Genomic DNA, 25,925 nt, shown 5'->3' with positions numbered 1-25,925 from the left:
CGCACCCGGGTCGGAACCGCAGGCGGTTGCCACCCGGGTGCGATACGCTCCAGGCAGGAGCCCGACACGTTGGATGAACATGTTGAATGAACATGTTGGGTGAAGGTTCTTGATCGCGGAAATCGGTCATTTTGCGTTGATCCTCGCGTTCTGCGTGGCGCTCGTGCAGGGCACGCTGCCGCTTTACGGCGCGTGGCGCGGGCGTGGTGATCTCATGGCCTTCGGATCGGGCGCTGCGCTGGCGCAGGCCGTGCTGGTGACGATCTCGTTCGGTGCCTTGACCTGGGCCTTCGTCGTCTCCGATTTCTCCGTTCGGAACGTCTTCCAGAACTCTCACGCGCTCAAGCCGATGCTCTACAAGGTCTCGGGCGTCTGGGGGAACCATGAGGGTTCGCTCCTGCTCTGGATCGTGGTTCTGGCGCTTTTCGGGCTCGCCGTGGCCTTCCGCGGCGGCGGCCTGCCGACCACCCTGCGGGCCCGGGTCCTGGGTGTGCAGGGCCTTGTGGCGGTCGGATTCCTGGCGTTCTCGCTCTTCACCTCGAATCCCTTTCTCAGGCTCGATCCGGCTCCGCTCGACGGGCGCGACCTCAACCCGCTCCTGCAGGATCCTGGCCTCGCGTTCCATCCGCCGTTTCTCTACCTCGGCTATGTCGGTTTCTCGCTGACCTTCTCGTTCGCGGTCGCCGCTCTGCTGGAGGGCCGGGTCGACGCGGCGTGGGCGCGCTGGGTCCGGCCGTGGACGCTGGCCGCCTGGGCCAGCCTGACCCTCGGCATCGCCATGGGAAGCTGGTGGGCCTACTACGAGCTCGGCTGGGGCGGCTGGTGGTTCTGGGATCCCGTCGAGAACGCATCCTTCATGCCCTGGCTGGCCGGTACCGCGCTGCTCCACTCCGCGATCGTCACAGAGAAGCGCGGCGCTCTGAAGAGCTGGACCGTGCTGCTCGCCATCGTGACCTTCTCGCTCAGCCTGCTCGGCACCTTCCTGGTGCGGTCGGGTGTCCTGACCTCGGTCCACGCCTTCGCGGTCGATCCCGAACGCGGCGTTTTCATTCTCCTGTTGCTGATCCTGGCGATCGGCGGATCGCTTGCGCTCTACGCCTGGCGTGCGCCGACGCTCAAGGCCGACGGCCTTTTTGCGCCCGTCAGCCGTGAAGCTGCGCTGATCCTCAACAACCTGCTGCTGGCCACGGCCACCTTCACGGTGCTCGTCGGTACGCTCTACCCGTTGCTGCTCGATGTCATCGGCGGCGGCAAGGTCTCGGTCGGACCGCCCTATTTCGAGCTCACCTTCGTTCCGCTCATGGTGCCGCTTCTGCTTGCCCTGGCGGTCGGACCCCTGATGCCCTGGAAGCGCGCCGACCTCAGGGGCATCCTCGGCCGCATGAAGGTCGTGGTCGTCATCGCGCTCGCCGTCTGGGCGGTGGCATGGTGGCGGTCGACCGACATCAATCCGCTTCCCGCCTTCGGCATCGCGCTTGCGGTCTGGATCGCTGCGGGCACCCTGCTCGAATACGGTGAACGTATCGCGCTGTTCCGCATGCCGCTCGGCAAGAGCTGGCAGCGGGCGACCGGGCTGCCGCGCGCGGCCTATGGCATGACGCTCTCCCACCTCGGCATGGCCGTGCTGGTCGCGGGCGTGACGGCCTCGTCGGCCTGGCAGACCGGGATCATCCGCGTCATGAACCCGGGCGACAGTCAGGAACTCGCCGGCTACACGGTCGTGTTCGACGGCGCGCGCACGGTCGACGGTCCGAACTACACGGCAGAACGGGGCATCTTCCGGTTGTTCGACGGGGCCGAAGAGGTCGCAACCCTCACGCCCGAGAGGCGGCAGTACTTCGTGCAGACCATGCAGACGACCGAGGCAGCGATCCGCACGACGCTGATGGCCGATCTCTATCTGGTCCTGGGTGACAGCGCGGCGGACGGCGGCCGGGTCGTCAGGCTCTACGACAACCCGCTCGTGCCATGGATCTGGGGTGGCTGCCTCTTCATGGTGCTGGGCGGCCTTGTGAGCCTGAGCGATCGACGCCTCCGCCTTGCCGTTCCGACCCGCCGCAAGACGATTCCCGACGCGGTGTCGCAGACCGCATGATGCGCCTGGTTGTCCTGACCGCCGTGGCGCTGCTTCTGGCACCCCTGCACGCGAACGCCGTCCAGCCCGACGAGATGCTCGACGATCCCGTTCTCGAGGAACGCGCCCGCGCCCTGAGCATCGATCTGCGCTGCCTGGTCTGTCAGAACCAGTCGATTGACGATTCCGACGCACCGCTCGCGCGCGATCTCCGTGTCCTGTTGCGCGACCGTCTTGTCGCCGGCGACTCCGATGAGGAGGCCATCGCCTACATCGTCGACCGGTACGGCGATTATGTCCTGCTCAACCCGCCGTTCAAGGCAACGACCCTGCTGCTGTGGTTCGCGCCGGCCCTGGCGCTGATCGCCGGCGTCGTCCTGGTCTTTCGCACGACCCGCCGCAAGGCTGTCATCGCCGACCCGCTGGAGCTCAGCGATGACGAGCGCCGCCGCCTCGAAGCCCTGCTGAAGGACGATGAGCGATGACCGTCATTCTGCTCGCCATCCTGTCGGTTGCCGGCGTCGGCCTCCTGCTGGTCCCGGTGCTCTGCCGCCGACGCGCCGAGGGGGCGGAGGGCCTTGCGGTCTATCGCCAGCAGCTCGACGAGCTGGAGCGGGACGTCGCCAGCGGTCTTGTGGCGGAAGCCGATGCCGCCCGGGCGCGCCGCGAGATCGAGCGCCGCATCCTCGCCGAGGGCGGGCGCGATACGGGCGAACACGACGGTCGACGCATCGGCGGCCCGGCACTGGCCGGCGTCTCGCTCGGCGTGGTCGTGCTCGCCGTCGGCGTTTATGCGGCGCTTGGTTCGCCGGACCTTCCCGGACAGGCTCTGAACGACCGGGCCGATGTCGTCGTGCCGGAGAGCGGCGACGTCGCCGCCCTGATCGCGCGCGCGAAGACCAGGGTCGCCAACGATCCCTTCGATGCCGAGGGTTGGGCGCTGCTTGCGAACGCCTATGCCCTTTCCCGGCGCTACGGAGACGCGGCGCAGGCTTTGGTCGAGGCGCTTGCGCTCGACGGCGGCAATGCCCGGCAATGGGCCCGCTACGGCGAATACATCGCACTGTCGCGCGACAGCATCGTCACGCCGGCGGCGCGGCTGGCGTTCCTGCAGGCCCGGCGCATGGACCCCGATCAGCCGATTGCCCGCTACTACGAGGGTATCGCGCGCGCCCAGGACAGCGACATTGCCGGCGCGTTGACCGTCTGGCGGGACCTGCTCGCCGACTCCTCGCCCGGGGACCCCTGGACCGATCGGCTCCGCATGCACATCGCCGAGGCTGAGAACCTCGTCGGCAGCGATGTTGGCGCAGAGCCGGCGCCCGGCCCGACCGGGGAGGACATCGCGGCGGCAGCCGGCATGACGGCCGACGAACAGATGGAGATGATCCGTGGCATGGTCGACGGGCTTGCCGCACGGTTGGAGGACGAGCCCGACAACCTCGAGGGCTGGAGCCGTCTGGCGCAGTCCTACGGTGTGCTCGGCGAATGGCAGAATGCGCGCGACGCCTATGACCATGCCCTTGGTCTGGCGCCCGAGGATACGGCCCTCTGGGACGGGTTCGCCAATGCGGTGCTGGGTGTTGCGCAGGCTGACGGCACGGTGCCGCAGGCGTCGGTCACCGATATGGACCGCGTGCTTGCCGTCGATCCCGCGAACCGGCAGGCGCTCTATGTGACCGGCCTTGCGGCATCGCAGTCCGGCGACACCATGCTCGCCCGCGAACGCTGGACCGCGCTGCGTAACCTCTTTCCCGCAGGCAGCGCCGAACACCGGCAGGCCCAGACGCTGATCGACGGGCTGGAGTAGGCTACTCAGAGCAGCTTCGCTCAGCAGATTTGGGAACTCTGACCCCCACGGGAGCAATGCTCTTTGGACCTGCCTCGTCTGCGCGGTTGCTCTTCGATCACCTCAGCTGCTAACCTGACGAACGTTGACCAGAAGGAGTTTCCGTGTATATCTACCATCTAAGACTATTCCGAAAGTTCCTTGGTGACCCCTGCATCGGATAACGCTCATGAACCTTATTGACAGAATCGAGATTGAAGGCTTCTGGGGCAAAAGATCGATTGAGGTTCAGCTCAACTCTGACGTCAATTTTCTTATCGGCAAGAATGGTGCAGGTAAGACGACGTTCGTCAATCTTATCGCCGCTGTTCTAGAGGCAGATTGGTTGACACTCGAACGGATAGATTTCCAACATGTTAGAGTTATCTTGAAGACGCGTAAGAGTTTCGCCAAGCCTTCCATAACGGTTGAGAAAAAGAAACATAAGGATCTTCCTTTTCCAGAGATCCAATATAAAATTAAGAGAAAGATATCAGAAAAGAAGTCGCAAACATATTCACTTAGTGACTATATGGAGCGACGCCTCATTCGCGGAAGACGATATCAGAGAGAACTGAGGTCGCGGCGGGTTGCGCTTGATACGAATGAACTGACACAACAGCTTGAAAAACTGGTTCGGATGAGTTGGTTATCTATTCACCGTTCGGAGACTGCCAGTTTCGACGAACGTGAAGACAACTATGAGTCGACCGTCGACCGAAAACTGCATGAACTCAATAATAATTTTATAAGATATTTCTCTGAGCTATCCAGAGAACGTGATTAAGAGTCTCAACGGTTTCAAGAATTCATCTTCATGTCGCTTCTTGAGGATCAAAATGTCGAGAAAACTATTGACGATTTTACAAAATCAGATGCAGATAAATCCGTAGGTGAATTCAAAGAAGAGCTTCGTAAAATTTTTAATGAACTTCATGTTCCACATTCAAAGTCAAACCAAGTTATTGATAAATACTTTTCCACTGTACAAGAATTGACACAGAATGTTCAGAATGTCGTTCCTAGTCATGATAGTGATTCAAATGCTAAAATCTCTCTCGATATGAAAAATGCTGGGCTTCTCTTTAGCATGGCAAGAATTGGTGATGTTATCGCTGAATGGAAAAGATTTCAGAAAAAGCAAGATGAGATATTTGAGCCGCGAGATAGCTTTATTCGACTGCTTGACGATTTGTTTTTCCGCAAAACAATGCATGTTGATGATCTAAATGAACTCCATGCTACAACTGAGTCAGACGAAAAATTGGATGTCCGGGATTTGTCTAGCGGCGAGAAGCAGATGCTTATACTCTTGGGTGAGTCTTTGCTTCAAAGAGGAAAGAAATGCATTTACATCGCAGACGAGCCAGAGTTGTCGCTCCATGTGGATTGGCAAGAAAAACTTATCCCCAGTCTTCTGGAGTTGAATCCCAGTACACAAATTGTCTTTGCGACCCATTCTCCAGACATCGTTGGAAGATTTGGGGATAACGTAATTGATATGGAATCGTTGGTTCAATGACGTTCCTTCGCTCGAACAGTGGGGAGACCAACAAACACCTATTCCACAGGGTTGATTTTGTCGTCTATGTTGAGGGCGGTGCATCGGTGAATACTATTGCTGCACTAAAAGGAGAGGGTGACTGGACAACAAACGATGTATTTTTTTGGTCGTCTCTGTTTGAAAGGTATGCTCCCAATCACAACGTTCATTTGCGATCAGCTGGATCAAAATCAAATGTAAAAGCTCTTCTACAGAAATTAACTGATGGTAGTGTGGAGAATGTTATTATCTGCTTGGATCGTGACTTTGATCATTTGTTGGGAAAATATATCGATCACGACAGAGTCATCTACTCGAAGGGTTATAGTTGGGAGAATGACGTTTTTGGTAAAGAGACTACAGCCGCACTCGTTCGGGAGCTCTATGCTGCTGGAAATGAAAGAGTTGAGCGTTCTTGTCAGGAACTTTTGCTTGAATACCGAAAGTTCTTGATTGCCAGCCATCGATGGGTCAGAGCCGATGCGGCGGCTATTTGCGTTGGCTGTGGTTTGTTTGACCGAAAGAAACACAGAGCCAACCTGCACCTGAGCAAAACATGCCCACCTACATTGAACATTGAATACTTGAAGAAGAGAGGCGCGAAGGTTCGTTGTCAGACAGAAACTCCGGTCAAATGCCCGGAAGATATTCAAATAGAGGCGCGTTTTGATATGTTGGGGCACCTTCTTTGCGTTTACTCTTTTAATTTGGCGAATTTTTTTAACAAGAAGATATCAAGCAGTTCTGGGTTCTATAATTTTGATATGTTCGTCCGCCGGATGCTGGGTATTTTTTCAACTCGTTTGTCAGCTGGTGAGGAAGAGTGTCTTGATGATCATTATCGTGGTCAGTTTCGGGTCTAGGAACGCTGTTTGGCTGACTACCCCGTCGTGGCGATCCAGTCGGGGTCGTCCTGGGCGTCGCGTTCGAAGGTCAGGAAGTCGTAGTAGCCGCAGCGGCCCGCGCCGGGGAACTCCCGGCAGATCGCCGGGCGTGCCTCGTAGACCGTGCAGTTGCGCGTCTCGGGATCGATGAAGGCGCAGATCGTCGTGAAGTGCTCGTCGTCCCGGTGGCGCAGGATGCGCTCGCCCTTTTCCTCGCCCTTCCTGGTGAAACGCTTGCGCGCCGTCCCGGGCGAGATGTCGTGATGGTCTGCGAGCCTGGCGATGTCCTCATCGGTCACGATGATCCGTGCATAGGAACAGCAATAGGCCGGACATTTGTTGCAGTTGTACCTGGCCATCGGGACCCTTACTTTTCGTGACGGTTGGTGAAGATGTCCCAAGCGATGCGCGCGGGTACGCCGATCTTCAGCAGTGCCTTGTGGGGCAGGGGATCGGGTTCGCCCAGGCTTTGCATGAAGCCGATCAGTTCGTTCTCGCGCTCGCACGCCATATCGGCGGCGAGCAGCCCGCCGATCGTGCCCTTGGTGACACCGACGGCGTTCTGGCAGACCGACGCCCAGACGTTGGACGCGACCTTGCCAAAGCCCGGCGCGCTGTTGCGTGACATGCAGACGAAGCCCGACCACGAGTGATCGAAAGTGACGTCGGGCAGCATCGGGAAGCGGTCGGCGAAGCAGCGCGTGTGATGCTCGACAGCGTCGCGCAACTGCCGGTCGGCGATGCGAAAGGACGGTGTGTAGTGGAAGCCGTGGCGGATCAGGATGCGGTGATCCTGGGTGAACCGCATGGTCACACCGGCGATCGCGTTGGCGGGCGTGATGCCCCAGTCGTCGTTGCCGCCGAGTGCCCGGCGTTCGCTGGCCGTCAGCGGGCGGGTCAGGCTGGCGTGTGCGGCGATCGGGATCAGCTTGTCGGAGAAAAAGCCGAACTGTTCGGCGAAACCGTTGGTCGTCAGCATCATGCGCGGGGCGTGGACCGATCCCTCCGGCGTCGTGAGACGGATGCCGTTTTCCCGCTCCAGCCGGGTGACCGGCGTATTCTCATGGAGCGTGACGTTCTCGGGCATGGTGTCGCCCAGGCCACGGCACAGCGCCGCCGGATTCATCAGCACGCAGCCCGGCGTGTAGACCGCCGCGTGGTAGTAGGGCGTGCCGACCTCGCCCTGCAGTTCCCTTGCGTCGAGCCAGCGACAGGGCTCGCCGAGGGCGTCCAGTTCCCTGGCAAACGGTTCAAGGATCTCGCGCTTGCCGCGCGCCGAGTGCGAGCAGTGGTACTTGCCCTGCCGGCTCCAGTTGCAGTCGATCCCGAAGGTGTTGACCGAGGCCTCAAGGTGATCGATTGCGGCGCGCGCCAGCGCCATGAAGCGGTGGCTGCCTTCGAGTTCTTCCAGCGAGCTGCCGACATTGTGCGGCAGGTCGATGGCGAAGCCCGAATTGCGACCCGAGGCGTTCTCGCCGACCTCGCCCGCCTCGACCAGGATGATGCTGTCGTCGGGTCGGTTCCCGGCCAGGCGGCGGGCGGCGGCCATGCCGGCCCAGCCCGCGCCGAGCACGACCCAGTCGGCCCTGACATCGCCCTTGAGCGACGGCTTGGGCGTGCGTGCGGGCAGGATGCGGCTCCAGCCGTTGGTGTTGTCGTCACGCGGAAGGATGTTGACGGTCGTTGCCTCGGTCATCGTCGTACCCTTTGGCTCGTCCCCTATGGCAAGACCGCCCTTCCTATCACGACGCGCCGCGCCTTGGCACGGCACCGCCTTGCAATCCACGGGCGGGCGGGCGAGTCTTGCCGCCGTCTCTGGAAGGACAGGTTTCCATGTACGATCCGGCCACCGATCCGCTGCTGCAGCCCTATCGTCTCAAGCACCTGACGCTGAGGAACAGGATCATGTCGACCGCGCATGAGCCGGGCTACACCGAGGACGGGCTGCCCGGCGAGCGCTACATCCGTTACCACGAGGAGAAGGCGAAGGGCGGCATCGCGATGACCATGATCGCGGGCTCCACCGTGGTCTCCCGGGACTCGGCACAGGCTTTCATGAACATGCAGGCCTGGAAGGACGAGATCGTCGCCCCGCTCCGGCGCCTGACCGACGCCTGCCACGAGCATGGCGCGGCGGTGATGATCCAGATCACCCACCTCGGCCGCCGCACCAACTGGAACAAGGAGGCCTGGCTGCCCACGCTGGCACCCTCGATGGTGCGCGAGCCGGCCCATCGCGCCTTCCCGAAGGAGATGGAAGACTGGGACATCGAGCGTGTCATCGCCGACTACGGCACCGCCGCGGCCCGCATGAAGGAAGCGGGCATGGACGGCATCGAGTTCGAGTCCTACGGCCACCTGATGGACCAGTTCTTCTCGCCCGCCACCAACAGGCGCGACGACGAATGGGGCGGCAGCCTGGAGAACCGTATCAGGTTCGCTCTGGCCGTGATGGAGAGCGTGCGGGCCAACGTCGGCCCGGACTTCATCGTCGGCACACGCATGTCGCTCGACGAGAACTGGCAGAAGGGTTTCGACCGTCATGAAGGCCTGGAGATCGCCCGGCGCTTCATCGACTCCGGCAAGATCGACTTCATCAACGTGATCAAGGGCCACATCGACCACGACCGTTCGCTGACCGACATCATTCCCGTCGCCGGCATGCGTTTGTCGCCCCATCTCGACTTCGCGGGCGAGGTCAAGGCCGATACGAGGTTCCCGATCTTCCACGCCAACAGGATCGCCGATGTCGCGACCGCCCGGCATGCCGTCGCCGAGGGCAAGCTCGACATGGTCGGCATGACGCGCGCGCACATCGCCGACCCCCACATCGTCAACAAGATCGCCGCGGGCCGGGAGGAGGAGATCCGCCCCTGCGTCGGCGCGACCTATTGCCTCGAAAGTGTCTACGCAGGCACCGGCGCGCTCTGCGTCCACAACCCCGCGACCGGTCGCGAGGCCGAGATGCCGCAGCTTGTGACGCCGAGCGACGGGCCGACGAGGAAGATTGTCGTCGTCGGTGCCGGCCCGGCGGGTCTCGAAGCGGCGCGGGTCGCCGGCGAGCGTGGCCACGACGTGACCGTCTTCGAGGCGGCCGACCGGCCCGGCGGCCAGGTCCGGCTCGCCGCCCGCACCGAGAACCGCAAGGACATCATCGGTGTGGTCGACTGGCGCGCCGCCCGGCTCGAGAAGCTCGGCGTCGACATGCGCTGCAACACCTATGCCGAGGCTGATGACGTTCTGGCCGAGCAGCCCGATGTGGTCCTGATCTGCACCGGTGGCCTGCCCAACAAGGAGATTCTGGAGGAGGGTGCCGACCTCGCCATCAGTTCCTGGGACCTGCTCTCGGGCGATGTCGCGCCTGCCGGGGACGTTCTGGTGTTCGACGACAACGGCCACCAGCCGGGCATGCAGGCCGCCTGGCTCGCGGCAAAGTCGGGTGCCAGGGTCGAGATCATCTCGCCCGAACGCACCTTCGCTCCGGAACTCGGCGCGCTGACCCATGCGCCCTATGCCGAGTTCTTCCAGACCCACGGCGTCACGATCACGATCAACACGCGCGTCAGCCACGTCACCCGTGAAGGCAACAAGCTGCGCGCCACGCTCTACAGCGCGTTCACCGAAAGCACGGTGGGCGAACGTCTGGTCGACCAGGTCGTTGTCGAACACGCCACCCTGCCGCTCGACGACCTCTACTTTGCGCTCAGGCCGCAGTCGGTCAACCTGGGTGCGGTCGACTATGACGCCCTGATCGCCTTCCGGTCGCAGACGCTGGAGACCAACCCGGACGGCCGCTTCCAGCTCTTCCGCCTGGGCGACGCCGTTGAAAGCCGCAACATCCACGCCGCTGTCTATGACGCCATGCGGTTCGTGCGGGTGATGTAGGGCCGATCGTTCCACCGTGTCATCTATATGGCGACCGCGAGGGTGTGGTCACCGTCGATGCCGATTGGTATGAATCATGATATCGCAGACAAAATCGCGATATGATATCGGAGGGAAGCATGTCGAGCCCCCTGGGAGAACAGATCAAATGAGAGAACCGATTCAAATTGAGGGTGAGGACTTCGTGTTCTCGAACAACTACCGGGACCGAAACACCACGCGAGAACAATTCGAAAAGGCAGTTCGTTCCGTTGGGAAGGTCCACGGAAAGCTCCATAGTTATGACGAAATCAGGAGGCTTGCAGACGAGAGGTTGAAGCGATTCGGGTACATTATGACGAAGGATCTCCATTCGGATCTCGGGTGGGACAATCCCGACAAGGCCGATGTGGACTCGGCAAAGATCTACTCATACCTGTTGGTTGACTTGGACATGGATGAGTTCAGAGGCAAACGGACGCGGCGCGTTGTGTTTGTCCCAGGTGAGTCAACCGGCAAGTCCTGATCGAACAGAAGCGATTCAACGCCCCCTGAGCAGTCCTCCCGTCACGGTCATCACGGCACCGCTGATCGATCGGCCGCTGTCGTCGAGCAGATAGCAGACGGCATCGGTCGACCGGTGCGGATGGAGCCGCGCCCGAACGGCAGGGTCAGGATGACGCTCAATCCTGCGGCTTCGATGCGCTTGACCATGCCGCGTTTGCCGCCGATTCAGGGCGCGAGAGGCGCGCCGGCCTTCAGGGGGGCGAAGCCCCCACCTTCGGTTTCAGGTATGGACAAGAGGGGCGTTTCCCATGGATTCTGGCCCCGCCTCGTGCGATGCGGCGGGACGGCCGGCGCTTGACCGGTCTCGTTCGTGGCAGGCCGCTCTCACGGTTCGGGGCTCGGTTCGGCGTGTTCCCGCACTCCGGTCCCCGTCCGGCCCCTGAGCCTTCGGGAGATGGTCTTCGCAAGGGGCTTGCCGGTCGCGCCTTGTGCAGCGGATCACGGTCCGGTGGAGAGGGACGGTGACAGGATGACGAGACTTCGGAACCTTTGGGGCAAGCTTCAGGGCTGGGGCGGTTGGCGTCGGCTGCAGGTATGGCTCAAGTGGTCTTTTGTGGCACTGTTTCTGTCGGTGGTGCTGGTCATTCTGGTGGTGTGGTACTGGGACTGGTTGTGGGGTTCGGCACACTGGTTGTGGGGTTGGGCACATGAAAAAACCCCATCCAACAGCGAGACCCTGCGCAACCTGGCGCTAGCGCTTGGAGCCCTCCTTGCGGCTTTCATCGGCCTGCCGCTGGCCGTATTGCGGAGTGTCGTCGCTCACAGACAGGCGGAAACCTCCGAGCGCGGCCTTCGGAACGAGCGCTACCAGAAGGGCGCGGACATGCTGGGCAGTGCCACGCCGGCCACTCGCATGGGCGGCATCTACGCACTGGAGCGGCTGGCTCGAGAACACCCCAAAAACTATCACGTTCAGATCATGCAGCTGCTTTGCGCGTTCGTAAAGCACCCGACCGAGCCCGCGGCGGCAAAGGCGGTCGATAGCGCCGACGATGCAACAGTCTCGAAACACGCGGAACAACGGTGCCCGACGGATGTCAAAGCGGCGGCAAGGGCGGTGGGGAAATGCCGAAGGCTTCTGTCCGATCAAGGCAGATTGACTGGTATCGAAGTTTCCTGGAAGCCCGATCTTTCTGGCACGCACCTCTCCGGCGCGGACCTCTCCGGCGCGGACCTCTCCGGCGCGGACCTCTCCGGCGCGGACCTCTCCGGCGCGGACCTTAGAGGCGCGGACCTTAGAGGCGCAAACCTTAGAGGCGCAAACCTTAGAGACGCGGACCTCTCCCGCGCGGACCTTAGAGGCGCAAACCTTAGAGGCGCAAACCTTAGAGACGCGGACCTCTCCCGCGCGGACCTCTCCCGCGCGGACCTCTCCCGCGCGGACCTCTCCCGCGCGGACCTTAGAGACGCGAACCTCTCCGGCGCGAACCTCACCGACGCGAACCTCTCCGGCGCGGACCTCTTAGGCGCGAACCTCACCGACGCGGACCTCTCCGGCGCGAACCTCTACGGCGCGAACCTCTACGGCGCGAACCTCTCCGGCCCGCACCTCGGTGGAGCGGATCTCACCAAAGCGACCCTCTCCGGCGTGACCGGTCTGACGAAGGAGGAGCTGCGCAGCGCCCGGCCCTCGCCGCCGCCGGAGAGCCTGCCGGAGGGCCTGGTTTGGCCGTTCGAGAAGGGCGAGGACGACGTGTGGCGATTGAAGCCGGCGTCTTGACCGCTTGCGGACCGTGGTCCGGCGGAGAGCGATTGTCCATGAGCATCGTTTTGGAGGGGTATCGGAGCAGTTCCGCTCTGCATCCAAAGACTCAGGGCATCGTCACCCGTTCGGATCGGTTCGCTCCGAACGGGATAGGCTCCAGCCCCCTCGTGGAGGTTCGGCTTATGGCCTTCCCGCGGGGCCGGGAACGCCGCGCCGTCGCGTTGACTCAAGGCGGGGGGCCATGCCAGCGTTCTGCCAACCGGAACGCCGTCGTGTGTCCGGACAGGACCCATGGGGAGAAAGTTTCATGCGCAAGACCGGCTTTTTTGCGTCCGCCGCGCTGGCAGCGACGCTCGTCGCAGGCCAGGCCGCCGCCGCCGAGGTTCGGGTGCTCAACTGGCAGGGCTACGGCACGGACGAGGCTTGGGCCGTTGCGTTCTTCGAGCAGGACACCGGCAACACGGTGGTGCACGACCACTTCAACTCCGAGCAGGAGATGCTCACCAAGCTGCGCACCAATCCGGGTGCCTATGACGTTGTGCTGATCAACAGCGCCTACACGCAGCAGGCTGCGGACGAAGGCCTGATCCAGCCGATCGACCCCGCCGCGATCTCCAACTTCGCCGATCTGGCGCCGGGCCTGCGCGATGCGGCCGAGTTCAGGCTCAGCGGCAATCTCTACGGCGTGGCCTGGACCTGGGGCCTGACCTCGATCGCCTACGACGACGAGGAGGTCGAGCCCACGGGCACGATCGATATCCTCTGGGATCCCGCCTATGCCGGGAACATCGCCCTGCGCGACGACGCGGTCGAGAACGTCTACCTCGCCGCGCTGGCGACCGGCCAGAACATGAACAACCCGCAGGATCTCGATGCCATCCGCGAGAAGCTCCGGGCGCTCAAGCCCCAGATCAAGACCTTCTGGTCGTCGGAAGACGAGTGGAACAAGGAGTTCGCCGCCGACAGCTTCGATGTCTCGGTCTACTGGTCGGGTTCGGCCTCGCGCAGCGCCAAGGCGTTCGGTCTGCCGGTCGGCTACCTGATCCCCGCCGAGGGCGCGATCGCCTGGCTTGACGGCCTGTCGCTCGCGGCCGACGCGCCCAATCCCGAGGGCGCTCTGCAGTTCATCGACTTCATGGTGAGCAGCTACCACTATCTGCGCTGGGATACGGAGGCCGGTGCGCCGGCGTCCGCCAATGCGGCCGTGATGAATGCCCTTCCGGTGACGGCATTCAACCGCCGGATTCTCGGCAATCCGGCGGCCACCGCCAATCTTCAGTTCATGGCTCCGCTGTCGGACAGGACGCGCGAGACCTTCCTGGAAATCTGGTCGGAGACCAAGGCCTACTACGCCGAGTGATCGGATGAACGGCTTCACGCTCCGCCGCCGGACCGCCGGCAGCGGGGCGTTGTCTGCCAGGCTGGTGCGAGCGGAATGCCATGCGGGTTGAGGCGCGCAGGCGATGGGCGATCGCGGGGCTGACGGCGCCGGCCTATCTGTGGCTGACCGTCACGATCTTCCTGCCGCTCTCGGCCATGCTCTATTTCAGCTTCCAGACGCGGGGGCCGTTCGGCACGGCCGAGCGTTTCTGGACGCTTGGGAACTACCGGGAGTTCTTCGGGAAGGACTACCTGCAGACGCTGACCTGGCGTTCCCTGGAAATGGGTTTTCACGTCACGGCGATCTGCGCGCTTGTAGGCTTCCCCGCGGCCTATGTGCTGGCCAGACGGATCGAGGGACGCTGGCGCGAGGCGCTCTTCCTGCTGGTCGTGTTGCCGTTCTGGTCGAACGCATTGGTGCGTGTGTTCTCCTGGACCATCGTCCTGCGGCCCGACGGTGCGCTCGACTGGGCTGTGCATCTGATCCTGCCCGGGCTGCCCAGGATCGACCTGACCGACAGCTACGAAGCCATCATCGTCGGGCTGGTGCATTCGTACCTGCCCTACATGATTCTCACCTGCTACCTCTCGCTCCAGGCGATTGACGACTCGGTGATCGAGGCGGCCCGGAGTCTCGGTGCGCGGGCGCACACGGTGATCTGGCGGATCGTTCTGCCGCTGGCCATTCCCGGGATCGCAGCGGGGTCGGTGCTGATCTTCGTCCCGGTGATCGGCTCCTTCTTCGAGCCGCGCCTGCTGGGCGGCCCGAAGGGTGCGATGATCGGCACGGTGATCGAGGAACAGTTCACCGTGGTCTCGAACTGGCCGCTTGGTGGCGCACTCTCGTTCATCCTGCTCGCGATCGTGCTCCTGATCCTCGCGCTCTCCGCACCCGTCCTGCGCCGGCACATGAGGACGACATGAGCGGCCATCGTGTCATGCGCCGGATCGGCGACGGTGCGGGCCGGGTGTTCCTGGCGCTGGTGCTGATCTTCCTCTACACGCCGATCTTCGTGCTCGCCCTGATGGGCTTCAACGACTCGGTCCACTACGAGCTGCCGTTTGCTTTCACGACACGCTGGTACGAGGATCTGGCGAGCAACGATCGGCTGCTCGACGCCAGCTTCAACTCGGTGATGATCGCGCTCGCCAACACCGTGATTGCGACGACGCTGGGCACCATGGCGGCCTTCGCCTTCGGGCGCTTCACCTTCCGCGGCAGGACGATCATGCAGCTTCTGCTGTTCCCGCCGATCACCATCCCCTGGCTGATCATCGGCACGGCGATGCTGGTGATGTTCTTCTGGACCGGAATCGGGCGCGGCCTCCACGCCATGCTGCTGGGTCACGTGGCGTTGTCGCTGCCCTATGTCATCATCGTCGTCGGCGCACGGCTGGCGAGCTTCGGTCCGGAGCTTGAGGAGGCCGCTGCAAGCCTGGGCGCAACACCGTTGCAGACCTTCCTGCGGGTCTCGGTGCCGGTCATGGCGCCGGGCATCGTCGCCGCCTCGCTCTTCGCCTTTGCGGTATCGTTCGACCAGTTCGTGATCTCCTACTTCCTCGCGCCACCGGGTGTCCCGGTGCTGCCGGTGGAGATCTTCTCGGCCATACGCAAGGGATTCACGCCGGAGGTGAATGCGATTTCGACCATCATGATCGTGGTCTCGATGACCGTGCTGCTGATCTTCGCGCGGCTCTCGAAGTTCGGAGGTGAACGATGAGTGCCGTCTCCGCCCGCAACGTCACGAAGCGCTACGGCGATGTTCTGGCGCTGCGCAACGTGTCGCTCGACTTCCCCGACGGGGCGTTCTTTGCGCTCCTGGGGCCCAGCGGCAGCGGCAAGACCACACTGTTGCGCGCCATCGCCGGGTTCGTGGAGCCCGAAGAGGGCGAAATCCTGATCGATGGCACCGATGTCGCCCACATCCCGGCCCACAAGCGCAATCTGGGCATGGTGTTCCAGAACTATGCGCTGTTCCCGCACATGACCGTGTTCGACAACGTGGCCTTTGGGCTCTCGGTTCGTCGCACGTCGAAAGCCGAGGCGCGTGAGAAGGTCCACAACCTTCTCGACCTTGTGCAGCTCTCCGGCCTCGATCAGCGCAAGCCGCGCCAGCTCTCGGGCGGTCAGCAGCAGCGTGTTGCGCTTGCCAGGGCTCTGGTGACCGAACCGCGTGTTCTGCTGCTTGATGAACCCCTCGGCGCACTCGACAAGCGCCTGCGCCAGGCGATGCAGATCGAGCTCAGGCAAATCCAGCGCGCGGTGGGAATCACGGCGATCTTCGTGACGCACGATCAGGAGGAAGCGCTCACGCTGAGCGATCGCATCGCCATCATCAACGAGGGTCAGTTCGTTCAGGTCGGCGCTCCGGGCGAGATCTACGAGCATCCCCGGACCCGCTTCGCGGCGAGCTTCCTGGGCGACGCCAACTTTCTCAGCGGACCCGTCGAGGGCTCCGGCGTGATCGTCGACGGTGTCGGCCCGGTCGCGACGACATCCGCGTTGCAGGGGGGGCCGGCCACCCTGGCGGTGCGCCCGGAAAAGATGCGTCTTGCCAGGCCTGGCAGCCCGCAGGACGGCAACCGGATTGCGGGCACGGTGAAGCAACGGGTCTTCTCTGGCACCAGCGTGACTTACATCGTCGATACGGCTGCCGGGCCCATTCGCACGTTCCGGCAGAACGCCGGCGAAAGCATGATGGAGCCGGGCGACGAGGTTGTCGTTGATTGGTCGCCCGCGCACACGGTTGTCGTGGAGGACTGATGCAGGAGGTCAATCCGATCGGCGCCGATGCCGTTCACGTTTGTGTCGACATGCAGGATCTCTTCGCCGGCGATACGGCCTGGCACACGCCGTCGATTCCCGGGATCGTGCCGAACATCCTCAGGCTTGCCGAGCACCGGCCCGACCGCACGGTCTTCACCCGCTTCACGACACCCGAGAGACCCGAGGACGCCAAAGGCCACTGGAAGGGCTACTACCGCCGCTGGTCATCGGTCACGACGTCCGGGATGGACCCCGCGATCATCGATGTCATGGCGGCGTTCCGCCATGTCATTCCGCCCGCCCGCGTGGCCGACAAGCCGACTTATTCGGCGTTCCGGAGCCCGGCGTTTTGCGCGACACTTGATGAGATGGGTTGCGCCACCGTTGTCTGTACCGGTGTCGAAACCGACGTCTGCGTGCTTGCAACGGTCATGTCGGCGATGGACCGCGGCTATCGGGTCGTCGTCGTGTCGGACGCCTGTCACGGCTCGAACCCGGCGTCGCACGAAGCGACCATGGCGCACATCTATCGGCGTTTCGAGGACCAGATCGAGATCGGCACGACCGATGAGGTGATCGCCGCCTGGACCGCTGCGTGACAAAGGCCGCGTCCGCTCTGCATCCGATATTGGCGCGGGCGCGTCTGGCAGCCGCTCAACTTCGTTGTCCACATGGCCCTGCGCCGCTACGGCTTCGACATCGGTGGCGACGGACCTTGTCGAGCGCGGCCATGCGCTCTTCATGCAGAACTCGTGCGACGAGCGCATCTGCGGTGAGAACTTTTCCGCCACGACGGGCCGTGCCGCCGACCAGCCTGTTACCGACTTCTTCTGCACTGGGGGGCGCTCAATGGCAGCGGTCGCCGTCGCCGAGATCAGCGATATGAACCCCTGGCAGGGCTGGACCGCAACCAGCACGCGACGATGTTTGACCGATGGAGACCACGGCCATGGGGTCGCCTGACCCACCTCGACCTCTCACCGGACCACCGGGGCGTCATACTGCCGCCGCAGGAACAGGCATCGCGCATCGCGTTTCCGGATGTGGCACCAGAGAGGCTGGTCAGTGCGGCCCTCGATGGCGTGGCGCTGACGCGGTTGAGTCCGGAGATGCCTGGCTTCGATCTGCCGCCGGGTGCCGACGGGCAGTTGACCTGCCGGCTCGCCGACTGAGCCGATCGGCTACGGGGTGCCGTATTCCCCCAGGAACATGTCGACGCTGGTCCTGATGATGCGGTCCATCTCGTCGGGCGTGACGACCTGGCCCGAGTAGATCATCGGCCAGAAGGCCTGGGATTTGATCAGGCCCAGGAACTGCTCCGTGGCACGCGGAATGTCGTCGATGGCCAGCGTGCCGTCGTCCCTGGCGGCGGTCATGAACGCGTTGAACACCGTGATGTGCATCATCCTGGCATTCATTTCCGCGGCCAGCGCCGGATCGCGCATGGTCTCGCCCATCACCAGGCGAGCAAGGCGCATGAAATCCGGGTTGGTCAGCAGGCCCCCTTCGGCGCCGCCGAGATCGAGCAACTGATCGCGCACGGGTCGCGAAGGGTCGTAGGTGATGTCGAGCACCTGGTTCACCTCGGTCGACAAAATCTCGAGGATCGCGCGGAACAGGCCCTCCTTGGATTCGAAGTGGTTGTAGACTGTGCGTTTGGAGACATCGGCGCGCGCGGCGACACGGTCCATGCTGGTGCCCCGGAAGCCGTGCTCGGTGAACTCGGTCACCGCAGCCTCGATGATCTGTGCGTGTTTGCCTTCGATCAGGCTCATTTGATCCTCCACCGCAGCCGGACCGTATCCAGAAAGAAACAGGTCGTAAACTTGTGAGTTTACTCCTCTCGTTCCATGTGGTTACTATACGGTGTAGTTCACAACATCTCATGGTCCGTTTCCGCCGAACAACGAGGGACACATCATGGCCATCAACCTGAATGTCAACGGCGAGCCCGTGACGGTCAATGCACCGTATGGCACGCCGTTGTTGTGGGTTCTGCGCGACGAGCTCGGGCTCACCGGTACCAAGTTCGGGTGCGGGGTCGCCTCCTGCGGCGCCTGCACCGTGCATGTCGACGGCTTCCCGATGCGCTCCTGTTCGCTCTGGGTCGAGGACGTCGAAGGGGCCGAGGTCACGACGATCGAAGGGGCCGCCGGCAAGGCCTCCGAGGCCGTGCGAGCTGCCTGGCGCGAGCTGGATGTGGTGCAGTGCGGTTACTGCCAGTCGGGCCAGATCATGCAGGCGATTGATCTTCTGGCGAACAACCCGAAGCCCACAGACGACGACATTGATGCGGCGATGGCAGGCAACGCCTGTCGCTGTGCGACCTATGTCCGCATCCGCGCAGCGATCCACCGCGCCGCTGACATCATGGAGGCCTGAACATGACTCTCCAGACATCACGACGCGCCTTCCTGGGCGGCACCGCAGCTGCGGCCTCCATGATGGTCGTCGGCCTGCGCAGTGACGGTGCCCTCGCCGCCGGCGATACCCGGGCCGAGATCAATCCCTTCGTCCGGATCAGCGGCGACGGCACCGTCGAGGTCGTTCTCAAGCACTTCGAGATGGGCCAGGGCACCTCGACCGGCCTGACCACGCTTGTCGCCGAAGAGCTCGACGCCGATTGGGACAAGATCGCGATCGATTTCGCGCCGGCTGATGACGTCCGTTACAAGAATCTGTTCTACGGCATGCAGGGTACCGGCGGGTCGACTGCGATCGCCAACAGCTACATGCAGTACCGGCAGGCCGGTGCGGCGGCGCGTCACCTTCTGGTCGAAGCGGCCGCCCGGACCTGGAGCGTGCCGGCCTCCTCGATCTCGGTCGAGCGCGGCATCATCAGGTCCGGCGACATCAGCGCCGACTTCGGCGAGATGGTCAAGCTCGCCAGCACGCTGACCCCACCCCAGAATCCCGCCGTCAAGGATCCCTCGCAGTTCCGCTTGATCGGACGCGAGGACCTGTCGCGCAAGGACTCGGCCTCGAAGACCGACGGCACGGCGACTTTCGCGATCGATGTCACGATCGACGGCATGGTCTATGTAACAATCCTGCGTGCGCCGCGCTTCGGCGGCAGGCTGGTGTCCTTCGATGCGTCCGGTGCCGACGGTATGCCGGGCTTCATCGAGGCAAAGGCGCTGCCCGAGGGACGCGGTGTCGCGGTCTACGCGGAGCACACATGGGCCGCGATCCAGGCCCGCGAGATGATCACGGTCGAGTGGGATTTATCGGCCGCCGAGAATCGCTCGACCGACGAGCTCGCGGCGTATCACACGGCGCTGCTTGCCGAGCCCGAGTATCAGGTTCGAGCCGGGATCACGACCGCCGACGTTGATGCGGCGATTGGTGAGGCCGACGGCGTGATCGAGGCCTCCTACAGCTTCCCGTTCCTCGCCCATGCGCCGATGGAGCCGCTCAACTGCGTCATTGAGCCAACCGAGAACGGCGTGCGCATCCATGACGGTTGTCAGATGCCCGGTGGGATCAAGCCGACACTGGCCCATGTTCTGGGCCTCGATCAGGACAATGTCGAGGTCGTCACCGTCTTCGCCGGTGGCTCGTTCGGACGGCGGGCCACGCCGACGTCGGACTACCAGGTCGAGGCGGCGCTGGCATTCGCGCTCTTGGGCGGTACGACGCCGGTGAAGCTGGTGTGGACACGCGAGGACGATATCAAGGGCGGCTACTATCGCCCGATGGCGGCTCACCATGCCCGCATCGGTGTCACGGACGGCACCATCGCCGGCTGGGACCATCGGATCGCCGTGAAGTCGATCCTCAAGGGCACGGTGTTTGAACAGTTCTTGGTTCGCGATGGCGTCGATCACATCTCGATCGAAGGTCTGGCCGATACGCACTACGCCCTTCCGACTCTCGCGGTCGGCCTGACCGATGCACAGTCCGAGGTTCCCGTGCTGTGGTGGCGTTCAGTGGGACACACCCAGAATGCCTATGTGATGGAAACGCTGATCGACCGGATTGCCGCCGAGACCGGCCGCGACCCCGTGGAGTTCCGGCTGAAGCTCCTGGCGGACGGCACCAGGGACCAGCAACGGCTGGCGGGTGTGCTCGGTCTTGCCGCCGGGCATGCTGGCTGGGGCAGTCCGGCTGCCGGCCGCTTCCAGGGCGTTGCGGTCCACAAGTCGTTCGAGAGCTACGTCGCGGAGATCGCCGAGGTCAGTGTTCACGACGGTCGCATCAAGATCGAGCGTGTGGTCTGTGCGGTCGACTGCGGGGTTGCCGTCAACCCGGATGTCGTCCGGGCGCAGATGGAAGGCGGCATCGGTTACGGCCTTGGTGCCGTCATGCGCAACAAGATCACGCTCACGTCCGGCGAGGTCGATCAGTGGAACTTCCCGGACTACGAGCCGCTGCGTATAGACGACATGCCCGTTATCGAGGTCCATATCATGCCGTCGGCCGAGCCGCCGACAGGTGTGGGTGAACCCGGCACGCCGCCTGCCGGTCCGGCGCTCGCCAACGCGATTGCCGCGGCCACGGGCACTTGGGTCACGACGCTGCCCATGACGGACGCAGGTATCGAATTCGTCTGATCCATCGAAACAGACCAGGCGGCGACCTCCGGCCGTCGTCCGGTCTGTTTCAGTAACTTCTCTGCAGACCGGGCACGTGCTCGGCCAGGTAGCCCAGGATCAGGTTGGTTGAGATCGGTGCGGTAAAGCCGGGTCTCACGCCACTTTCGTTCGATGTCGTATTCGCGGGCAAAGCCGAACCCGGGCCGAGGTCGTTGACGGCGTCTTCCAGCAGGAAACCGAAGCCGTCCTCGGTCTCGCCCAGGCTTCGGTCCTGCCACATGTCGGGGGTGGCCGCCGCTGGCACGCGACCGTGAAAGTCGATGATCTTGTGCGTGCCTCGCCCGTGCATGCAGACCAGCATCGCACCGAAGCCCGCGATTCCGCACATCATGGGATCGACAACGGTCTGCACGAAGGCGCAGGTCAGCGCGGCGTCGACAGCATTGCCACCCGAGCGCAGCACCTTCGCACCCGCTTCGATGGCGTCGGGCTGCAGGGTCGTGATCATGGCCTTAGGCATGATGAACTCCCTTGTCGCAGGGCGGGACCGATGATAGGCGCCCGGAAGATGAGGAGCGACAGCCGTGAGTGAAAATCAATCGTGGAACGTCGAGGGTTATCAGAGCAATGCTGGCTTCGTTCCGGTCCTGGGCCGTCCTGTCCTGGATCTACTGGCACCCAGGTGCGGCGAGCGCATTCTCGATCTCGGCTGTGGCAACGGCACGCTGACGCGTGAGCTCATCGGTTTCGGCTGTGAGGTCGTCGGTGTCGACCGTTCGCAGGATATGGTCACGGCCGCCTGCGGTCTCGGCATTGATGCGCAGGTCATGGACGCGACAAAGCTGACCTTCGCTGCCGAGTTCGACGCCGTCTTCTCGAACGCCGTGTTGCACTGGGTGCCTGACGCCGATGGCGTGCTCGCCGGTGTGGCCCGCGCACTTCGGCCCGGCGGCCGGTTCGTGGGCGAATTCGGCGGCTTCGGTAACGTGGCGGCCGTCGTGACCGCCCTTGCTGCGGTGCTGGTGCGTCGGGGTGTCGATGTCGAGGGTATTCAACCCTGGTTTTACCCGACACCGGCGGAGTACAGCCGCCGTCTGGAAGCAGCGGGGTTTGCTGTTGACTCGATCGAGCTCATTCCGCGCCTCACGCCGCTGCCGACCGGCATGGCAGGCTGGCTCGATACCTTTGCAAATCCGTTCTACGCCGCTGTGAGCCACGATGATCGCACGGCCGTGCGGGACGAAACGGTCGCTCTGCTGCGTCACAGCCTGTGCGATGAAGACGGCAACTGGATCGCTGACTACGTCAGGCTGCGTTTCGCAGCAAGATTGCCCGGCTGACGCGACCGGCGCCAGACTTGTCCTCTCGATTCACAGGAGGTTTGCGGTGGCTAGCGGCCATGTTCTGAAGATCGATTTCGGATGTCCGCTCTCGGAAGATCCCGAACTCTCCTAACACGCTTCCGTCCCGCTACTACACTGATCCCGAGGTCTTCGAGCTGGAGAAGGCGAAGATCTTCCATCGCTCGTGGACCTATGTCTGCCATGCCAGCCAGGTCGCCAACCCGGGCGGCTACATGACCGCCGATGTCGTCGGTCAGCCCGTCTATGTGGTGCGCGGCCGTGAAGGCGAACTCCGCGGTTTCCACAACGTTTGCCAGCACCGGGCGCACCAGCTCCTGGAGGGTTCGGGCAACGTCAAGGCGCTCATCACCTGTCCTTATCACGCCTGGGCCTACGGGATGGACGGCAGCCTTCGCACCACACGCAACTGCGAGAATGTGAAGGGGTTCGACAAGGCTGATTTCGGTCTGCCGCATGTTCAGGTCGAGACCGTGGCGAACCTGGTGTTCGTCAATCCCGACATGGATGCCGCACCCATCGCCGGGCAGGCACCGAACCTCGAGGCCGATATCCGCCCAACCTGCCCTACCGGGACGATCTGGGGCTGGCCGAGGTCCACGATTTCGGCGGCCGCCCGATCGATGCCGGCCTGATCGTCTCGCCCGCAATGTCCCCTTCCTTGCGAACCTATCTGAAAGCGGTGTTGAGGTACGGACAACCTCATCCACCTGAGGCGATTTTCGTGCCCTACGCTCCTAATTTTCCGCGTTATACCCTACTTCTGCCCAAAGCAGTCTTCGCGCTTCCTCCCATAGCTCTCGTTCACGAGTACTGATGTAATCGAGTGCGCGATAGAGTCGGATAATACCGGCTTGTTTCTTCCCCTCAGACAAAAGGCATTTGGCCTCTTCCACCCACGCCCGGTTTCGTTGTTCAATCAGATCGTTGGATGTTTTTTCCGCTGCTACTAAACCTGAAACATCCACCCCACTCCTCTCATCCCTGCTAGCGTCATAAAACGGATCAATGCCTCGCCTTATCAGATTCGAGAGCCTGTTTGCAGCTTCATAAAACTCGACGATCGCAGGGATAGCAGCACCACAGTTTCCTTCGATTAAAAGTGCCTCGTAGGCCTCTTCCATTGCTTGCAGGTGGTCGAGGGTTTTAAAAGTCTCACCTTCTTCGAATAATTCGTAGTGCGAAAGATCTGTCGCGCTTACCTCTTGAGCCATTGCGATGTTGGCGCTGGCTAGAAGGATGAATGCGGTAAGTAGCAGTTTTTTCATAATGGTCCCCCGGGTTCCAGTGCGAGGTGCAACGGCTCGTGCGAGGCGTAATATGACATCCTGCCGAGCTCTGATGAAGAAAGCTTGCGGCGACGTCAAGTATCCGAAGTATCTACGCTGCGGCCAGGATGTTGTCAATCACTTTGTGGGGGACAGTAAGGTCTTCGTGAATCGTGACTATGCGTGATGAGGCGTGACGATACGTGATGGATCAGGGGGTTCAGGGGTGTTTCGGGGGGCGCTGGAGCGGCGTTTCAGACCGGTCAGACTCTGACGATCGTGCGGTTCCGTTCCGCCGTTGCAACCGGTCGCGGCCTGTGTCACGGTGCATGCGCATGTAATCTTGCGCGTAGAGTCCGGGTTCGAGCGCGCCGATCGTCTGGGCGATGGGGATGGCCGTTCGGACGCGCTGTTCTTCCTCGCCCGCAACGTCGATCTGGCCCTGCCAGACCAGTTCGCCCGCCGCGTTCTCAAGCTGGTTCATCGGCCAGTTGTAGAGTGTCTCCAAATCATCAGGTTGAGGGTCACGCGGAACCGCGGCGCATCCTGCTCGTGGAGAAGCTCCGTCCCCTCGTCCCGGAGACAGGGCGGTTCGTCGGTGTTCCGGGCTATGGCCGCGATTGCGAGAAAGAGTGCGATCAGTGCAGCGGGAACGCGGCCCATATGTGCCGATCCGAAGTGGTCTTCCGCCTCCATGTAATGCACATGTAACGCATGGAACGGCGGGACGCCGGCAACCCTGGGGCCGCCATGCGGCATTCCTGCGGCGTCACAGGATTTATCCCAGAATCCCGATGATGCAGCCCGTGCAGCAGGTGGCAAGCGAGCCCGCCACGATGCTCTTCAGCCCGAGGTCGAGCAGGTCCGCCTTGCGTTCCGGTACGACGACCGCGAGCCCGCCGATCATGATGCCCAGACTGCCAAAGTTCGCGAAGCCGCACAGCGCATAGGTCATGATCAGCCGGCTGCGCTCGCTCAGCGCGCCATCGGCGAGACCGGCGAGGTCGAGATAGGCGATGAACTCGTTGAGTACGATCCTGGTCGCCAGCAACCGGCCGGCCTCGGCGCACTCGGCCCAAGGGATGCCCATGAGCCAGCAGATCGGCATCAACAGGGTGCCCAGCATGCGTTGCAGCGTGATCGCGGAGCCCGCGACATCCGGCAACAGTCCGAGCCCCATGTTGACCAGGTGGACCAGGGCGACGAAGACCACCAGCATCGAGACGATGCCGAGCAGCACGCGCAGGCCCTGCTCAGTGCCGGCCACGATCGCCTCCATGGCGCTGCCGGTGTCGCGCGGCGGCAGCTCGACACCCACAGTGGCCGCTCCATCGGTTGGCACCATGACGAGCGCAATCGAGATTGCGGCAGGCACACTGACCACCGAGGCGACGAGGAGATTGCTGGCCGCGTCGGGGATCACCGGGCCCAGGATCGAGGCGTAGATCACGAACACGGTGCCGGCGATCGTTGCCATGCCGGTCACCATCAGGACGAAGAGTTCGCCCCGGCTGAACTTCGCGAGATAGGGCCGCACGAACAGCGGTGCCTCGACCATGCCGATGAAGATGTTGGCCGCGCTCGCCAGGCTCACCGCGCCACCGATCCGGAAACTGCGCTCCAACACCCGGCTGATGGCCTTGACGATCCAGGGAAGGATGCGCCAGTGGGTCAGGAGTGCGCTCAAGGCGCTTACCAGAAGAATGATGGGGAGCGCCCGGAAGGCCAGGACAAGGGCCGCACCAGGGTAGGGCTCGTCGAACGGGAGATCGCCGCCGCCCAGATAGCCGAACACCAGGCTGGTGCCCGCCTTTGTCGCATCCTCCAGAGCGCGGACGAAACCGTTGATCGCGCCGACAATGTCGGTGATGACCGGGACCTTGAGCAGGATCAGCGCCACAACGATCTGCAGGCCGATCCCCGCTGCCGCGATGCGCCAAGCATCCCGCCTGCGCTTTTCGCTGATCACCCAGGCCAGGGCGAACAGGACCACAAGGCCTGCCGCGCTTTGTATCTCTGCCATACCGAACGTCCCTGAAACCGATTTTGCCCCAGTAGACGACGATCCGGGGCGCCCCGTCCATCCTTGCGATCACAAGGTCCGGAACTCACGGCCCCGTGACGCGTCGTCAGGGCGGGCACCGCCGAA

The 25,925-nt window shown here is 62.9% G+C and carries 28 protein-coding genes; 20 read left to right on the top strand and 8 right to left on the bottom strand.

Features of this window, described 5'->3' with window-relative positions; translation table 11 throughout:
- Window positions 1-109: 109 nt before the first annotated feature.
- From GDA49_02550 to GDA49_02525, 6 genes are all read left to right on the top strand, one after another.
- Window positions 110-2,095, top strand: a complete 1,986-nt coding sequence (locus GDA49_02550; protein ID MBC6439293.1) for a heme lyase CcmF/NrfE family subunit — start codon at window positions 110-112, stop codon at window positions 2,093-2,095.
- Window positions 2,095-2,559, top strand: coding sequence for a cytochrome c-type biogenesis protein CcmH (locus GDA49_02545; protein MBC6439292.1), 465 nt, complete (start codon window positions 2,095-2,097; stop codon window positions 2,557-2,559). The genes GDA49_02550 and GDA49_02545 overlap by 1 nt, the downstream gene beginning before the upstream one ends.
- On the top strand, window positions 2,556-3,884 hold the full coding sequence (gene ccmI / locus GDA49_02540) for a c-type cytochrome biogenesis protein CcmI (GenBank protein ID MBC6439291.1): 1,329 nt from the start codon (window positions 2,556-2,558) through the stop codon (window positions 3,882-3,884). Before GDA49_02545 ends, ccmI begins: the two co-directional genes overlap by 4 nt.
- Before the next feature lie 208 nt (window positions 3,885-4,092).
- Complete coding sequence (locus GDA49_02535; GenBank protein ID MBC6439290.1) at window positions 4,093-4,689, top strand: AAA family ATPase; 597 nt, start codon at window positions 4,093-4,095, stop codon at window positions 4,687-4,689.
- A 30-nt stretch (window positions 4,690-4,719) separates the two neighbouring features.
- Entirely contained in the window at window positions 4,720-5,424 is a 705-nt protein-coding gene (locus tag GDA49_02530; GenBank protein MBC6439289.1) for an ATP-binding protein, read from the top strand.
- Window positions 5,421-6,308, top strand: a complete 888-nt coding sequence (locus GDA49_02525; GenBank protein MBC6439288.1) for a DUF4435 domain-containing protein — start codon at window positions 5,421-5,423, stop codon at window positions 6,306-6,308. Before GDA49_02530 ends, GDA49_02525 begins: the two co-directional genes overlap by 4 nt.
- A 17-nt stretch (window positions 6,309-6,325) precedes the next feature.
- On the opposite strand, the gene GDA49_02520 is transcribed toward GDA49_02525, so the two are convergent.
- The gene (locus GDA49_02520) at window positions 6,326-6,688 is read right to left on the bottom strand and encodes a YkgJ family cysteine cluster protein (protein MBC6439287.1); all 363 of its coding nucleotides are present in this window, start codon (window positions 6,686-6,688) and stop codon (window positions 6,326-6,328) included.
- An 8-nt stretch (window positions 6,689-6,696) separates the two neighbouring features.
- A complete protein-coding gene (locus GDA49_02515) occupies window positions 6,697-8,025 on the bottom strand; it encodes an FAD-binding oxidoreductase (protein MBC6439286.1) in 1,329 nt (442 codons plus the stop codon).
- Between the two features lie 137 nt (window positions 8,026-8,162).
- On the opposite strand from GDA49_02515, the gene GDA49_02510 reads away from it, so the two are divergent.
- Window positions 8,163-10,214 (top strand): NADH:flavin oxidoreductase, encoded by a 2,052-nt coding sequence (locus tag GDA49_02510; GenBank protein MBC6439285.1) that lies wholly within the window; start codon window positions 8,163-8,165, stop codon window positions 10,212-10,214.
- Between the two features lie 148 nt (window positions 10,215-10,362).
- Entirely contained in the window at window positions 10,363-10,719 is a 357-nt protein-coding gene (locus GDA49_02505; protein MBC6439284.1) for a hypothetical protein, read from the top strand.
- 50 nt (window positions 10,720-10,769) lie between these two features.
- Here GDA49_02505 and GDA49_02500 read toward each other — a convergent pair whose 3' ends face one another.
- A complete protein-coding gene (locus tag GDA49_02500) occupies window positions 10,770-10,907 on the bottom strand; it encodes a hypothetical protein (GenBank protein ID MBC6439283.1) in 138 nt (45 codons plus the stop codon).
- A gap of 322 nt (window positions 10,908-11,229) precedes the next feature.
- On the opposite strand from GDA49_02500, the gene GDA49_02495 reads away from it, so the two are divergent.
- The 8 genes from GDA49_02495 to GDA49_02460 all read left to right on the top strand — a co-directional run bounded on the left by GDA49_02495 (window position 11,230) and on the right by GDA49_02460 (window position 17,784).
- Entirely contained in the window at window positions 11,230-12,480 is a 1,251-nt protein-coding gene (locus GDA49_02495) for a pentapeptide repeat-containing protein (protein MBC6439282.1), read from the top strand.
- Between the two features lie 292 nt (window positions 12,481-12,772).
- Complete coding sequence (locus GDA49_02490) at window positions 12,773-13,825, top strand: extracellular solute-binding protein (protein ID MBC6439281.1); 1,053 nt, start codon at window positions 12,773-12,775, stop codon at window positions 13,823-13,825.
- Between the two features lie 80 nt (window positions 13,826-13,905).
- Complete coding sequence (locus tag GDA49_02485; GenBank protein ID MBC6439280.1) at window positions 13,906-14,769, top strand: ABC transporter permease; 864 nt, start codon at window positions 13,906-13,908, stop codon at window positions 14,767-14,769.
- A 14-nt stretch (window positions 14,770-14,783) separates the two neighbouring features.
- The gene (locus GDA49_02480) at window positions 14,784-15,566 is read left to right on the top strand and encodes an ABC transporter permease (GenBank protein MBC6439279.1); all 783 of its coding nucleotides are present in this window, start codon (window positions 14,784-14,786) and stop codon (window positions 15,564-15,566) included.
- Entirely contained in the window at window positions 15,563-16,609 is a 1,047-nt protein-coding gene (locus GDA49_02475; GenBank protein MBC6439278.1) for an ABC transporter ATP-binding protein, read from the top strand. The genes GDA49_02480 and GDA49_02475 overlap by 4 nt, the downstream gene beginning before the upstream one ends.
- Window positions 16,609-17,211 (top strand): cysteine hydrolase, encoded by a 603-nt coding sequence (locus GDA49_02470; protein MBC6439277.1) that lies wholly within the window; start codon window positions 16,609-16,611, stop codon window positions 17,209-17,211. Before GDA49_02475 ends, GDA49_02470 begins: the two co-directional genes overlap by 1 nt.
- 103 nt (window positions 17,212-17,314) lie before the next feature.
- The gene (locus GDA49_02465) at window positions 17,315-17,575 is read left to right on the top strand and encodes a hypothetical protein (GenBank protein ID MBC6439276.1); all 261 of its coding nucleotides are present in this window, start codon (window positions 17,315-17,317) and stop codon (window positions 17,573-17,575) included.
- Entirely contained in the window at window positions 17,536-17,784 is a 249-nt protein-coding gene (locus GDA49_02460; GenBank protein ID MBC6439275.1) for a hypothetical protein, read from the top strand. Before GDA49_02465 ends, GDA49_02460 begins: the two co-directional genes overlap by 40 nt.
- Before the next feature lie 9 nt (window positions 17,785-17,793).
- On the opposite strand, the gene GDA49_02455 is transcribed toward GDA49_02460, so the two are convergent.
- The gene (locus tag GDA49_02455) at window positions 17,794-18,387 is read right to left on the bottom strand and encodes a TetR/AcrR family transcriptional regulator (protein MBC6439274.1); all 594 of its coding nucleotides are present in this window, start codon (window positions 18,385-18,387) and stop codon (window positions 17,794-17,796) included.
- A gap of 145 nt (window positions 18,388-18,532) precedes the next feature.
- Here GDA49_02455 and GDA49_02450 point away from each other — a divergent pair, with 145 nt between their 5' ends.
- Both GDA49_02450 and GDA49_02445 read left to right on the top strand, forming a co-directional pair.
- The gene (locus GDA49_02450; GenBank protein MBC6439273.1) at window positions 18,533-18,994 is read left to right on the top strand and encodes a (2Fe-2S)-binding protein; all 462 of its coding nucleotides are present in this window, start codon (window positions 18,533-18,535) and stop codon (window positions 18,992-18,994) included.
- Between the two features lie 2 nt (window positions 18,995-18,996).
- Window positions 18,997-21,165 (top strand): xanthine dehydrogenase family protein molybdopterin-binding subunit, encoded by a 2,169-nt coding sequence (locus tag GDA49_02445; GenBank protein MBC6439272.1) that lies wholly within the window; start codon window positions 18,997-18,999, stop codon window positions 21,163-21,165.
- A gap of 49 nt (window positions 21,166-21,214) precedes the next feature.
- On the opposite strand, the gene GDA49_02440 is transcribed toward GDA49_02445, so the two are convergent.
- Window positions 21,215-21,655, bottom strand: coding sequence for a gamma-glutamyltransferase (locus GDA49_02440; GenBank protein MBC6439271.1), 441 nt, complete (start codon window positions 21,653-21,655; stop codon window positions 21,215-21,217).
- 76 nt (window positions 21,656-21,731) lie between these two features.
- Here GDA49_02440 and GDA49_02435 point away from each other — a divergent pair, with 76 nt between their 5' ends.
- Both GDA49_02435 and GDA49_02430 read left to right on the top strand, forming a co-directional pair.
- Window positions 21,732-22,487, top strand: coding sequence for a class I SAM-dependent methyltransferase (locus GDA49_02435; GenBank protein MBC6439270.1), 756 nt, complete (start codon window positions 21,732-21,734; stop codon window positions 22,485-22,487).
- A 74-nt stretch (window positions 22,488-22,561) separates the two neighbouring features.
- Entirely contained in the window at window positions 22,562-23,143 is a 582-nt protein-coding gene (locus GDA49_02430; protein MBC6439269.1) for a Rieske (2Fe-2S) protein, read from the top strand.
- A 102-nt stretch (window positions 23,144-23,245) separates the two neighbouring features.
- Here the strand turns inward: GDA49_02430 and GDA49_02425 are convergent, their stop codons facing one another.
- The 3 genes from GDA49_02425 to GDA49_02415 form a co-directional block, all read right to left on the bottom strand.
- Window positions 23,246-23,776, bottom strand: a complete 531-nt coding sequence (locus GDA49_02425) for a hypothetical protein (GenBank protein MBC6439268.1) — start codon at window positions 23,774-23,776, stop codon at window positions 23,246-23,248.
- Between the two features lie 220 nt (window positions 23,777-23,996).
- Complete coding sequence (locus GDA49_02420; protein MBC6439267.1) at window positions 23,997-24,284, bottom strand: hypothetical protein; 288 nt, start codon at window positions 24,282-24,284, stop codon at window positions 23,997-23,999.
- Window positions 24,285-24,554: 270 nt separating this feature from the next.
- Window positions 24,555-25,799, bottom strand: coding sequence for a nucleoside:proton symporter (locus GDA49_02415; protein MBC6439266.1), 1,245 nt, complete (start codon window positions 25,797-25,799; stop codon window positions 24,555-24,557).
- Window positions 25,800-25,925: the final 126 nt, after the last annotated feature.

It is taken from the genome of Rhodospirillales bacterium (assembly GCA_014323865.1).
Lineage (GTDB): Bacteria > Pseudomonadota > Alphaproteobacteria > SP197 > SP197 > SP197.
This window is presented reverse-complemented; position numbering and strand designations above follow the sequence as displayed.